This window comes from Mycobacterium sp. (assembly GCF_004298145.1).
Classification (GTDB): domain Bacteria; phylum Actinomycetota; class Actinomycetes; order Mycobacteriales; family Mycobacteriaceae; genus Mycobacterium.
This window is the reverse complement of the sequence record NZ_SCRH01000039.1, coordinates 117,354-130,179: the sequence shown is the minus strand read 5'-3', so window position 1 is coordinate 130,179 and position 12,826 is coordinate 117,354. Positions and strand designations below refer to the sequence as shown.

Here is a 12,826-nt window from a genome sequence, read left to right as displayed (position 1 = left end):
GCGCCGCAGGGCGCTCACGAACGTGACGGCTGTCCGCGAAGCGGCTCACCACCAGCCGGTGTTCTCGGCGATCTGGCGGCCCAGTTCGGGTGCCATGGTCCGCACGTACGTGGGGGCCAGGTGATGGGCACCGTGATAGACCAGGATGTTCCCCTCGACCGGTCGACAGACGTCGGCGCGGCAGATCGCGTCCGACATGTCGAGCACCTTGAGCTGGGGGAACTCGGTGACGAAGTCGAGTGTCTGGTTGCGGTCGGAGAGCAGGTCGGACCGCTTGATCGCGCACGACTGCGGGGTGGCGCCCCGTTTGGCCAGGCAGTCCGCCGGGTCGAACGGCTGGCCGTTCTTCACCAGCCACGGGCTGTCTCGCATCCCGAGGATGGGAATGTTGTTGTCGGACAACGTTTGCCAGATCCCGATATAGGTGGCGGGCATCACGTCGCCGGTCTTGATGTTCCACGGCCGGGTGGTGGTGGTGAAGACGTAGTCGGGCCGGTCGGTGACCAGTTTGGTCATCGTCTCCTGCACCCACTCGCGGCACTGCGGATAGGGGGCGTTGTTGCCCATGATCAGCGGGACCTGCTCGGTCGACAGTGGGCAGCCCATTTTGAGATAGGTCACGACCTTGAAGTGATGCAGGCTGCCCAGAATGTCCAGCGCGGGCAGCCAGTGCTCGGCATGCGACCCACCGGCCAGCGCGATCGTCCGCTCGGCGGCCGGATCGCCGTAGGTGCAGTTGACCACCGCCGGGTTGACGAAGTCGCTGATGCAGCCGTCCTTGGTCGAGGCGGGCAGGTCTTGCTTGACCTCCAGGACGGTGGGCCGCATCGGCAACGCCGGCACGCGCACGTGTTCGGTCAGGGCCCGCGCGCCCGGGTAGTCCTGCGGGTTGAGGACGCTGAGCTCCTTGCCGGCCGCCCGCAACACCGTGACGTGCTGACGCCACGTGAACGAGGTTGCGGTCAGGGTCACGCCCAGCAGCACGACCGCCGATCCCAGCACCAGCGTCGGCTTCGGCAGGCGGGTCAGCCACGCGGTCGTCGGCGCCGTCGGCCGGGGCGCCGGTTTCGAGGATGCGCGGTAGCGCAGCGGGTCCTCGACGAGCCGGTTGGTCAGATAGGCCAGCGCACCGGAAACCAGCAGCAACACCGCGCCTTCGATGAACGTGGCGTGCTTGTGGCCGGTGTAGGACAGCCAGAAGATCAGCAGCGGCCAGTGCCAGAGGTAGAGCGAATACGCCATGGCGCCCAGCTCGACCAGCGGGCGCGTCGCCAGCAGCCGATTCGGCAGCGGCAACCGGCCAGCGGCGCCACGATCGCCCGTCAGGCCGGCGCCGACGAGGATCATCAGCATGGCGGCGCCGACCGGCACCAGGGCCCACGGGCCCGGGAACGCCCGTACGCCGTCGATCAGTGCCCCGCAGGACAGCACCGCGCCCAGCGCGACCGTCGCCAGCACCGTGCGCAACCACATGGGCCAGCGGACGCGCGGGACCAGCGCGCCGACCAGCGCGCCCAGCAACAACTCCCATCCCCGGGCGAAGCTGTCGTAATAGGCGGCCGTCTGGTTCTCCTGATGCGCGATGATCGCGTAGACGAACGACGCCACCGTCAAGGCGCTCAGCGCCACCACGAACAGGGTCCGCAGCCGGGTGTCCGGCGCGCGCCCGAACAGGTAGGCCAGGCCGGCGATCAGCACCAGGAAGCTGACGTAGAACTGGCCCTGCACCGACATCGACCAGATGTGCTGCAGCGGGCTGACGGCCTCGCCCGCCCGCAGGTAGTCGGAGGCGGTGTTGGCCAACTCCCAGTTCTGGTAATAGCCGAGGCTGGCCAGGCTTTGGTCGGCGAAGGTCTCCCAGCGGGTCTCCGGCTGAACCAGGATGGTGAGCATCGCGCAACCCGCCAGCACGACGACCAAGGCCGGAACGAGGCGACGGACGAGCCGGATCACCTCGGCCACCGGCGACAGGGTGACCGCCGGGTTCAACGCGGCGCGAATGATCTTGCCGCCGAAGAAGAATCCGGACAGCGCCAAGAACACGTCGACGCCGCCGGAGACCCGGCCGAACCAGACGTGGAACACGGCGACCAGCGCGATCGCGATGCCACGCAAGCCGTCGAGGTCGTAGCGATAGAACCCCCGCGCCGCCTTTGTACGGGCCCCCGCAGTGCCCGGATGGGCGGCGGCTACCGGTGAAGGAGAACGTGTCAGGGTCTGCATGATCGCCCGCCAATTTACCCAAAACCCGCCACCCGCTCCCGACCGCGCGCGGCGGGAAGGCCGTTCAGCGGGTCACTGAACGTCTGCGCGCCGTGCGGCGGGGGAGCGAGCTGCGGGTGTCGGACGGCCGGAACGACCGGGGAAACTACCGCGTGAGACCGGCGCCGGCCGGCTGCAGCGGCGCCTGCTGGGTGGGCAGCTGCTGCACCGGGGCCTGCTGCAGCGGTGCCTGCTGCGTCGGCGCCAGCTGCAGCGGAGCACGCTGGGTGGGCACCTGCTGCACCGGGGCCTGTTGTAGCGGTGCCTGTTGCAGCGGAGCACGCTGGGTGGGCACCTGCTGCACCGGTGCCTGCTGCAACGGTGCCTGTTGCGTCGGTACCTGTTGCAGCGGCGCCTGCTGGGCGGGAAGTTGCTGCTGCGGCGCTTGCGTGTACGGCGACTGCTGCGTCGGGGCCTGCTGGCTGGGCAGCTGCTGCAGGGGCGCCTGCTGTGTCGGCGCGGAAGCCCCCAGGATGCGGACCATGTAGGGCGTCATGCCGTTGGCGCGCACCGGCGAGACCTGCACGACGTCACCGACCTCGAGCATCTGGTTGTTGCCCAGGTACATCGCGACGCTCTGCGTGCCCTCGGGGCCATAGAAGATCAGGTCACCCTTGCGGGCCTGCTGCGGGGTGATCTTCTGGCCGACCCGGTAGATCGCACCGGAGGAACGCGGCAATTTGACGCCGGCGCCGGCGTACGCGTACTGCATCAGCCCCGAGGCGTCGAAACCAACGGTGTTGATGCCGGTACCGGTGCCGCGGGTGGGGCCGTTGATGCCGCCCCCGGCCCAGGAGAACGGCACGCCGCGCTGCGACAGACCGCGGGCGATCACCACGTCGGTGGCCTGCTGATAGTCCATCGACCTGGCGCCCGGGTCGGCGGTCGCGACGGTGGGAACCACCATCGGCGCCCCGAGCAGGGCCAAACCGATCGCGAAGGCGTAGATGCGTTTCATTTTCCTGGCCTCTCAGGCGCTCATGGGGCCTCGACGCGGTGACCTCGCGCGTCCGCCCCCGGTTCATGAACCACGCGACGGCCTCCACGCTGGGGCCGCGCCGTCCATGGCACTTGCGAAGTGAATCAGCCGGTCAGAACCGGCGTATTCACATCAGTCACAACAGCCACTCTGACAACAGATGGTGTTAGCCGCCAGGTCCCCAGGGGATTTTTTGTCGTACCGTGACCGGACGGTGACTGGTGCGCCCCAATCCCGTATGCGCAGTTGTGATTTCGGTCTCAGCCGGCTACGAGGTAGGGGTGCCGCCACAGGGCGGCGGTGGCGACGCGATCAGAGCCAATAGCGTTCGCTGAAAAGCGTCAGCATCGATCCGGCCACCGAGCTGACCATGACCAGCGCCAGGGCCAGAACCGGCCAGAACGACATGTACCAGCCCTTCAGGATGGATACGACCGGGCCGATGACGGCGGCGGCGAGGGCCGCGCCGATTCCGCCCCACACCACCGGGTGGATGTAGAAATCCAGGCCAAAGGGAACCGGCCCGCAGGTTTCGTCCTCGCAGACATTCGCCAGGAAGCCGAAGAGCCGCGACGGCCAGGTCGTCGCCGTGGCCAGCACCGCCAGCAGGACCAGCAGGGCGACGGTGCCGACGACGTCCCACGCCACCAGCCGCACCCGAAGCACCCGGGGCGCTACGGGTGCTTCGGCGTCGTAATCCACCAACGAGCGCTGGATGTCCCCGGACCGGCCAGCCTCCGGAACCGGTGCGGGCGCTGCGCTGTCGGGCTGGTGCGGCATGGCCATGATGTCCCATGCTTCCCGACGGCCCGGTTTTGCGCGAATCGGCTGCTTTACCCTCGATCACTATGCCCGCGGCTAAGGCCGGGCTGACGCCCGAGCAGATCAGCGCGATCGACGCCGCGCACCTGTGGCATCCGTACAGCACCATCGGCGCCGAATCCATCGCGCCCGTGGTGGCCGTCGGAGCGCGCGGCGCCCGGCTGACCCTGATCCGCGACGGCGAGCCCGTCGAGGCGCTCGACGCCATGAGCTCCTGGTGGACGGCGATCCACGGGCACGGCCACCCGGTGCTGGACGCGGCCCTATCCGCCCAGCTCGGCGCGATGAATCACGTCATGTTCGGCGGGCTGACCCACGAACCCGCGGCCCGGCTGGCCCAGCTGCTGGTGGAGATCACCCCGGCGGGGCTGGAGACGGTGTTCTTCAGCGACTCCGGGTCGGTGTCGGTGGAGGTGGCGGTGAAGATGGCGCTGCAGTATTGGCGCAGCCGCGACCGGCCCGGCAAGCACCGGCTGATGACCTGGCGCGGCGGCTACCACGGGGACACCTTCACGCCGATGAGCGTCTGCGACCCCGACGGCGGCATGCACTCGCTGTGGACCGACGTTCTGGCCGCCCAGGTGTTCGCCCCACAGGTACCGCGCGGCTACGACGCGGCCTATAGCGCGGCGTTCGAGGAGCAGCTGGCCCGGCACGCGGCCGAGCTGGCCGCGGTCATCGTCGAGCCCGTCGTGCAGGGCGCCGGCGGCATGCGTTTTCACGATCCCCGGTACCTGCGCGACCTGCGCGAGATCTGCCGGCGGCACGACGTGCTGCTGATCTTCGACGAGATCGCCACCGGCTTCGGGCGCACCGGCGAGCTCTTCGCCGCCGACCACGCCGGCGTCAGCCCGGACATCATGTGCGTCGGCAAGGCGCTGACCGGCGGATACCTGACCCTGGCCGCCACCTTGTGCAGCACCGACATCGCCCACACCATCAGCGCCGGCGAGGCCGGCGCGCTCATGCACGGCCCCACGTTCATGGCCAACGCGCTGGCCTGCGCGGTGTCGGTGGCCAGCGTGGAGGTGCTGCTCGGGCAGGACTGGCGGTCGCGGGTCGCCGAGCTCGGCGCCGGGCTGTCGGCCGGACTCGAACCCGCCCGGGCGTTGCCCGGGGTGACCGACGTGCGGGTGTGCGGTGCCATCGGCGTCATCGAATGCGAGCGGCCGGTCGACCTGGCCGTCGCCACCCCGGCGGCGCTGGACCACGGTGTTTGGCTGCGCCCGTTTCGCAACCTGGTCTACGCGATGCCGCCCTACATCTGCACGCCCGACGAGATCGCCCGGATCACCTCGGCGATGGTGCAGGTGGCCCGGCTCGTTGGCTAGCGGTGGCGACCCGCTGCGCCCGGCGTCGCCGTGCTGGCGATCGCCACGGGTCCGTTGCGTGGCGACCCGCTGCGCCCGGCGTCGCCGTGCTGGCGATCGCCATTAGGCTGAACCGCTATGAACGCCTCCCCGCAGGCACCGATCGACGTTTCCCCGCTGGCCTGGCTGGAGGCGGTGGAACGGCAGCGCCGCGACGCCGGGCTGCGCCGCTCACTGCGGCCGCGCCCGGCCGTGGCCACCGAGCTGGATCTGGCCTCCAACGACTACCTGGGGCTGTCACAACACCCCGACGTGATCGACGGCGGGGTCGCCGCGCTGCGCCTGTGGGGTGCCGGGGCAACCGGGTCCCGCCTGGTCACCGGGGACACCGAACTGCACCAGGAATTCGAGTCCGAGCTCGCCGACTACGTCGGTACGGCCGCGGGACTGCTGTTCTCCTCGGGATACGCGGCCAACCTGGGCGCCGTCGTCGGCCTGTCGGGCCGGGGTTCGCTGCTGGTCTCCGACGAGTATTCGCACGCCTCGCTGGTCGATGCCTGCCGGCTGTCGCGGGCGCGGGTGGCGGTGGCGCCGCATCGCGACGTCGGTGCCGTGGAGGCGGCGCTGCGGGCACGCGACGAGGAACGCGCGGTCGTCGTCACCGAATCGGTGTTCAGCACCGACGGCGCGCTGGCGCCGCTACGGGAACTGCACGACGTGTGCCGCCGGCACCGGGCCCTGCTGATCGTCGACGAGGCGCACGGCCTGGGGGTGCGCGGCGGCGGGCACGGGCTGCTGCACGAGGTCGGGCTGGCCGGCGCGCCGGACGTGGTCCTGACGACCACGCTGTCCAAGGCGCTGGGCAGTCAGGGCGGCGCGGTCCTTGGGCCGGCGTCGGTGCGCGCCCATCTGATCGACGCGGCGCGCACGTTCATCTTCGACACCGGCCTGGCCCCCGCGGCGGCGGGTGCGGCGCGCGCCGCGCTGAGCGTGCTGCGGGCCGAGCCCTGGCGGGCGGACGCCGTGCTGCGCCACGCCCACACGCTGGCCCAGGTCTGCGGGGTGCGTGACGTGCCGCAGTCGGCGGTGGTGTCGGTGATTCTGGGCGACCCGGATGTCGCGGTGGCCGCCGCGACCGCCTGCCTGGACGCGGGTGTGCGCGTCGGATGCTTCCGGCCGCCGAGCGTGCCCGCCGGCACCTCGCGGCTGCGGCTGACCGCGCGCGCGTCGCTCGACGACGCCGAGCTGGACGTCGCGCGCCGGGTGCTCACCGATGTGCTTGCCGGGCTTGGATAGAGCGCGCCGGTGACGGTCCTGGTCGTCACCGGCACCGACACCGGGGTCGGCAAGACGGTCGTCACCGCGGCGCTGGCCTGTCACGCCCGTCGGGCCGGTATCGACGTGGCGGTGTGCAAACCGGTCCAGACCGGCACCGACGACGGCGACGACGACCTCGCCGAGGTGGCCCGGCTGTCCGGGGTGACGGAGCTGGCCGGGTTCGCCCGCTATCCACAACCGCTGGCGCCGGTCGCCGCCGCGGAGGCCGCCGGGATGGCGTTACCCACCCGCGAGCAGCTGTTGGCGCTCATCGGAGAGTTGGACCGGCCGGGACGGTTGACGTTGGTCGAGGGCGCCGGGGGCCTGCTGGTCGAACTCGGCGAAAACGGCGTCACCGCACGCGATCTCGCCTCGGGGCTGGGTGCCGCTGTGCTGGTGGTGGTCAGCGCGGCGCTGGGTACCCTCAACCACACCGCGCTGACCTTGGAATCGCTTGCCGCGCAAAATATCTCGTGCGCCGGGCTGGTGATCGGCAGCTGGCCCCGGCGGGCCGGGGTGGTGGAGACGTCCAACCGGTCCGCGCTGGCGCGGCTGGACACGGTGCGTGCCGCGCTGCCCGCGGGGGCGGCATCGATGGACGCCGCCGACTTCGCGGCGCTGTGCGCCAACGCTTTCGACTGCGACTGGGTCACCACGCTGGTCGGCTGATGGTCCACTCCATCGAGCTGATCTTCGACCGCGACACCGAGGCGGCGATCCGGAACATCTGGGAAGCGTTGGCCGCGGCTGGAATTCCCAGCCAGGCACCGGCCAGCCGGCCGCACGTGACGCTGGTGGTGGCCGAAGGCATCGCCGCCGGCGTCGACGCGCTGCTGGACCCGGTGAGCAAACAGCTACCGCTGCGCTGCCTGATCGGTGCGCCGGTGTTGTTCGGCCGTGGCAGCGCCGTTTTCGCGCGGCTCGTGGTGCCGACCGGTGAGCTGTTGGCCCTGCACGCCCAGGTGCACCGGCTGTGCGCCCCGCATCTGGTGCCCGGCCCGATGCCCAACAGCCTGCCCGGTCAGTGGACCGGGCACGTCACGATGGCCCGCCGCGTCGGCGGCCCCCAACTCGTGCGCGCGTTGCGTATCGCCGGCCGGCCCGCCCAGATCCACGGCAGCTTCGCGGGTTTGCGCCGCTGGGACGGCACCAAAAAGGCCGAGCACCTGATCGGCTAGCCACAGTGGTCGCGTTGGTCAATACCGGACGGTTCGCGCGGGTGGGCGCGGATCACTGGTGCGAGGGCTGCTCCCACGTCGTGACCGGGTTAGGTCGGGCGCCGACGTCGTCGTGGTCGGCGAACAGGGGTGCGCGGTAGCCACGATCCCGCTTCGGGCGTCGGGGTTTCCGGCGTCCTATCGGTGGCATAACCCAGAAACTCTACAGTCGTTGACTTGTCTCGGTTCGTGTCGTTAGCCTGGACGTGTGCCGGGTCAGCAAGCCACCCGACTTCCAGCGGCTTGACATCGTCGCCGTATCTGGCGTGAAAGCCGTTGGGAACGCGCGGTTTACAGGCTCTGAGTGAAGGAGAGCATGATGCGTGCAACGACTGCGGCGCTGGGCAGCGCGGCGTTTTTTCTCGTCGCCCCGGGGACCTTCGCCGGACTGATCCCCTGGCTGATCACCGGCTGGCAATGCCACCAGCCGCTCCCACATTGGGTGATCGCCCAAATCGTCGGGGTGCTGCTGATCTGTGTGGGCCTGGTGCCGGTGGTGTCGGCGTTCGCCGAGTTCGCCAAGGCGGGTGGCACCCCCCTACCCGTCGCTGCGCCTCGACGACTCGTCGTCAGTGGATTCAACCGGTATGTCCGCAATCCGATGTACATCGGGCTGCTGGTAGCCGTCGTCGGCCAGGCCCTGCTGTTCGGCAGTCTCGGCGTCCTCATCTACGCCGCGGTGATGTGGGCGGCGACGGCCTCGTTCGTGCACTGGTACGAAGAACCCACCCTGCAGCGCCAATTCGGGACCGAATACCAGGCCTATCGGCAGGCGGTGCCCGCGTGGTTCCCCCGACTGCGCCCATGGACGCCCGGCCCAACATGACGTCGCCCGCTGGATTCGATGCCCCGCCCGGACGTCAGCGTTCGTCGCGCTCCGGACCGGCTCGGCTCTAGCCGCCCGACAGCAACCGGCTTCAGCCCGTTGTGCGGTTGCGTCGGAGCGTGCGCCGCAACACCTACCCACCGAAGAGCAGATACAGACCGGTGAAGGTGTAGCCGACCATCACCAGCATCATGGTCAGCTGCCCGGTGAGCTGATGGCCGGCGGGCAGTAGCCGCAAGGCTTTGTCGTGGGCCGCGATCACCGCGACGATGTGCCCGGTGACCACGCAGGTCACCTTGATGGCGGCCAGCACCGGCGGGTGCATGGACAAGACGTAGGCCACGTGTAAGTGCGCCAACCCCAGCGGGTTCCAGCCGTGGCCGAACGGGTCGGCCAACGCGAACACCGCCTGCTGTCCGCGCTCCACCAGGTAGGACAGGTAGTGCGCGAAGATGTAGCCCACCACGATCGGGATCAGCGAATGCGCCATCTCGCCGGGCAATTCGCGGCGTCGCCCGCGGCTGACGCCGCCGGTGGCACGCGCGGCCAGTGAAAACGTCAGTGCCACAACGCAAATGAATACAATCAGTCCGACCGTGCGCAGCGCTGACGACGCCAACGTGGGGGGAGCGGCGAACGCACGCGTGAGCTCATCGGCGAAGCCCCGCCACGTCGGCGACGCCGAGAAGCTGTCGAACGCCGTGGACCCGAGCAGCACCGCCAGCAGCACGACGACGCCCGGGCGCACCGGCAACGACGGCAGATGGTCGAGCGGGTTCCCGACGACGATCCTTCCGGTCTCCCGATTGCGGCGAAACGGCGACAGCCGGGAGACGGCCATGCTGTACACGGCGAACGGGTCGGCGCGCGCCAGCCAGCGCTGCCCGCACAGCCACGCCCCGCCCAGCATCAGCAGCGCGTAGCTGCCCACCCACCCCCTGACCCAGGGCAAAGACGCCGGGTTGGGGTTGGCCAGCTCCATCCACACGAAGGCGAACAGCCCCAGCGCGGCAGGCCGATAGCCCCAGCCCTCCGGGTACGACAGCCGCGGCCGCCCGAGCCGCTCCGGGGTGACGCGCCGCAGCAGCAGATACACCGTGCGCATCGGCGAAATCACCCGCCATACCGGCCCGACGGCCAACGACAGCGCCACCAACCCGACCCACAGCAACACATAGAGCGCGCCGAGCAGCGCGTTGGACTCCGAATCGGGACCCCATATGCCGGCCGCCACCGCCCATACGGCGAACACCAGCGCCACCGCCGCGGCGGTCCAGCGGGTCACCCGGGCGTCGACGAACGTCGTCAGCGCCGCCGGCAACGGTCGGCCCGGCTTGAGGGGATCAAACCGTGGCCGTCGCCACGCGAACGCGACCAGGGCAAAAGTGAACGTCAGCGCCCATGCCGCCCCGACCATCGCGTAGGCGTAGGGCACCGGAAGGTCGCCCGACCCGCCGAGACCATGGGCGAGCACCACCGCCGCATGGGCGGAGGTCACGGCTGCACTTGGATATTGGCGATAGTGCGATCCAGATGGTGCAGTTCCACCGCGACGTTGCCGGGCACCGCGACGGCGAACTCAAACGTCTGGTTGGGCGCCGCCGCCACCGGGAACTTGTGATCGGGCGTCGAATGCACGTGCAGCTCGTCGGTGGCATCGCTGGTCACGTGCAGGGTGATCTGCTGGTGCACTGTGGCCTGCAGCGTGGTGTTGGTCGGGGTCACCTGCCCGTTGGCGATGGTCACGTCGACCACCAGGGGTGCCGCCGGGGACGTACTCGTGGAGCCGCCGCAGGCGACCAGGCCGCAGGTCAGCGTCGCCACCCACGCCGCGATGAGCGTGTCGCGGATCGTCATCGCCCTAGGCCGCCCGGGGGATCCGCTGCTTGTCCTCGACGGGCTCCGGCGCGGTGACGGCATTGCCCAGCCGGCCCGCCCCCCACGTCAGGCCGGCGATCACCATCAGCGTCAGGAACAGGACCACGATCGAGCCGGCGGTGAGCAACCAGACCGGGGCGTTCTGGTCGCGTTCGCGCTGCAGGATGGTGATCTCCTGCACGAATGGCCGGTTCATCGCCGACAACGCCGGAACCTCGGGCGCCGGAATGGCCTCATCGGCCGGTTCGTAGATCGGCACCGCGGTCATCGTGTGGCCGTCCTGCACCCGCAGCAGGGTCTTCCACGAACCCCACACGGGAAGCGGCCGCGTCGACCGGTAATGCCCGGGGCCGACCTTGTCGAGCCGGTCGATCTGGAGACCGCGATCGTTCTCCATCCGGCCCTGCCAGGACAGGACGCTCACCCACTCCGGATGCTGGCTGACCATGTCGGCCGGTGCGAGTTGGATGTCGGCCGACACCATGCGATGCCCGGGCGCGCTGGGCAGATCGGTCAGCGTGATGGCGGCATTGTTCTGGCGCGGCACCACGATATGCAACCCGTTGGCCACCGCCCCGCCGATCACCAACACCGTGACCACCACCACCGAGATGCCGAGGGCGCGGCCCGGGAGCCGCTGCCCGGTGAGCACCATGCCGAACAGCGCGCCGCACATCCCCATCAGCATCGCGACCGGCACCGCCATGGCCAGGGCCTCGCCCCACATGCCGAGAGGCCACGGGTAGTGATACACCGCCGCGATCCACAGCGACTCCAGCCACAACCCGACGGTGCCCACGCCGAGGCCGGCGGCCGCGCCAAAAGCGATGGGGCGCTTGAGAAGCGGGGTCAGCGCGATCAACTCGACCGCAAGCGCGGGGCCGAGATACAGCGGAAACCAGTTGATCGGAGCCCCCAGGATCGGCCCAACCAGCACGGCGACACCGCCACGTAGGGCGATGGCGAAGACGGCCGCGATGAGGGCGGCTCCCCGGCCCATGGTGATGCGGGCGGCGACAGCGGCCAGCGCCGCCGCGGCGGCGATCATCATCGGCTGCAGGACGAGGCGGAATTGCTCGACGCCAAAGTCGTATTCGATCTGATAGACCGACAAGCCGATGAACATGCCGCCGAAGGACAGGTAGCGCAGGAAGGTGATGAAGACGCCGTGGTGGACCTGTTCGCCCTCGTCGGCCTCGCCTTCGCGTTCCAGCATCAGCACCGCGAACAGAGAAAAACAGGCGCCGCCGATCATCATCAAATGTGTTGGGCCCCAAAGTGTTACGTCCTGACCAAAGATGCGGTGCCAGACATCGTCGAGGGGAAACCCGATCATCGCGTACAGCCCGCAGCCGGCCATCAGCACACCGCCGACCGGTGCGTGCCAATTGCGCGTGATGCGCACCGCCGCCGGGCCGGGCTTGTCGAACGGCAGCACGACCGACACCATGCCGGCCAAGAACACCCCGAACAGGCCGATGATGATGAAGTAGTGCGCCGGGTTGGCCAACGGGCCCGGGTCGCGGCCGTTGCCGATATGCCAGCTGACGTCCCAGATGAACCCGAACAGCGCGCAGATGATCGACGTGGTGAACACCAGCACCGGCAGGGCAACCCAATTCGGCCGGTGGAACTTCTCACCCACCTTGTCCGCGACCCGGGTCAACCATCCGATGCGGTGCGTGCGGTGGGCGTGTCCCACCCACAGCATCAGCACCGTGATCACCACCGCGGCGATCGAGAGCCCGATCACCTGGCTCAACCCCGCGCCACGTGCCGGTGCCTCAGCAACAATCGTCAGTTCGTTCGACCGCATCGCCGTGCCTCCCAACCGCGCCGGGTCGCCCCGGAGGATCCGATTGAAGTCAACCGTTCATTACTGTCAAGTAGGTTCGTGGTTGGTTGTTTAATGCCCCGATCCGGCGCCCGTCAATCACACTCTTTGTCGGGCGCGTCGGGCATCGATGCGTCTTTGGTGGCGACCGTGGTGTCGCGGCCTGCCCGACGGTCGCGCAGGGCGATGTACAAGACCACGGCAACGACGATCACCGCAGGCAGGAATGCCGGCGCTGCCAGCAGCAGGTAGTGGTGCGCCAAATACTCGACGTGCGGAGTCACCATGGTCGTATACCCAGGGGTGGGCCGAGTTCTTCGGCCGTTACCCTATTTTGAACACCTTTTCGTTCAGGCTGCACCATCACGGGGCAGATGTGTT

The 12,826-nt window shown here is 69.4% G+C and carries 11 protein-coding genes and 1 pseudogene; 5 read left to right on the top strand and 7 right to left on the bottom strand.

Annotation, left to right across the window (positions count from 1 at the left end; all coding sequences use genetic code 11):
- Positions 1–45: 45 nt before the first annotated feature.
- The 3 genes and pseudogenes from EPN51_RS15990 to EPN51_RS15980 form a co-directional block, all read right to left on the bottom strand.
- Positions 46–2,223 carry an acyltransferase family protein gene (locus EPN51_RS15990; protein ID WP_293044283.1) on the bottom strand — a complete coding sequence of 726 codons (2,178 nt, stop codon included), beginning with the start codon at positions 2,221–2,223 and terminating at the stop codon, positions 46–48.
- A 337-nt stretch (positions 2,224–2,560) separates the two neighbouring features.
- A pseudogene (ripD, locus tag EPN51_RS15985) lies at positions 2,561–3,220 on the bottom strand (NlpC/P60 family peptidoglycan-binding protein RipD); the annotation flags it as partial.
- Positions 3,221–3,553: 333 nt separating this feature from the next.
- Complete coding sequence (locus EPN51_RS15980) at positions 3,554–4,027, bottom strand: hypothetical protein (protein WP_293044282.1); 474 nt, start codon at positions 4,025–4,027, stop codon at positions 3,554–3,556.
- Between the two features lie 62 nt (positions 4,028–4,089).
- Between EPN51_RS15980 and EPN51_RS15975 the strand changes: the two genes are divergently transcribed.
- From EPN51_RS15975 to EPN51_RS15955, 5 genes are all read left to right on the top strand, one after another.
- Entirely contained in the window at positions 4,090–5,394 is a 1,305-nt protein-coding gene (locus tag EPN51_RS15975) for an adenosylmethionine--8-amino-7-oxononanoate transaminase (RefSeq protein WP_293044280.1), read from the top strand.
- Positions 5,395–5,511: 117 nt separating this feature from the next.
- The gene (locus EPN51_RS15970) at positions 5,512–6,669 is read left to right on the top strand and encodes an 8-amino-7-oxononanoate synthase (protein WP_293044279.1); all 1,158 of its coding nucleotides are present in this window, start codon (positions 5,512–5,514) and stop codon (positions 6,667–6,669) included.
- 9 nt (positions 6,670–6,678) lie between these two features.
- On the top strand, positions 6,679–7,359 hold the full coding sequence (gene bioD / locus EPN51_RS15965; RefSeq protein ID WP_293044277.1) for a dethiobiotin synthase: 681 nt from the start codon (positions 6,679–6,681) through the stop codon (positions 7,357–7,359).
- A complete protein-coding gene (locus EPN51_RS15960; protein WP_293044276.1) occupies positions 7,359–7,868 on the top strand; it encodes a 2'-5' RNA ligase family protein in 510 nt (169 codons plus the stop codon). Before bioD ends, EPN51_RS15960 begins: the two co-directional genes overlap by 1 nt.
- Before the next feature lie 355 nt (positions 7,869–8,223).
- Entirely contained in the window at positions 8,224–8,733 is a 510-nt protein-coding gene (locus EPN51_RS15955; protein WP_366509448.1) for an isoprenylcysteine carboxylmethyltransferase family protein, read from the top strand.
- A 133-nt stretch (positions 8,734–8,866) separates the two neighbouring features.
- On the opposite strand, the gene EPN51_RS15950 is transcribed toward EPN51_RS15955, so the two are convergent.
- The 4 genes from EPN51_RS15950 to EPN51_RS15935 all read right to left on the bottom strand — a co-directional run bounded on the left by EPN51_RS15950 (position 8,867) and on the right by EPN51_RS15935 (position 12,732).
- Positions 8,867–10,231, bottom strand: a complete 1,365-nt coding sequence (locus EPN51_RS15950) for a hypothetical protein (RefSeq protein ID WP_293044273.1) — start codon at positions 10,229–10,231, stop codon at positions 8,867–8,869.
- Positions 10,228–10,590 carry a hypothetical protein gene (locus EPN51_RS15945; protein WP_293044272.1) on the bottom strand — a complete coding sequence of 121 codons (363 nt, stop codon included), beginning with the start codon at positions 10,588–10,590 and terminating at the stop codon, positions 10,228–10,230. Before EPN51_RS15945 ends, EPN51_RS15950 begins: the two co-directional genes overlap by 4 nt.
- A gap of 4 nt (positions 10,591–10,594) precedes the next feature.
- Complete coding sequence (locus EPN51_RS15940; protein WP_293044270.1) at positions 10,595–12,427, bottom strand: hypothetical protein; 1,833 nt, start codon at positions 12,425–12,427, stop codon at positions 10,595–10,597.
- A 113-nt stretch (positions 12,428–12,540) separates the two neighbouring features.
- A complete protein-coding gene (locus EPN51_RS15935) occupies positions 12,541–12,732 on the bottom strand; it encodes a hypothetical protein (protein ID WP_293044269.1) in 192 nt (63 codons plus the stop codon).
- Positions 12,733–12,826: the final 94 nt, after the last annotated feature.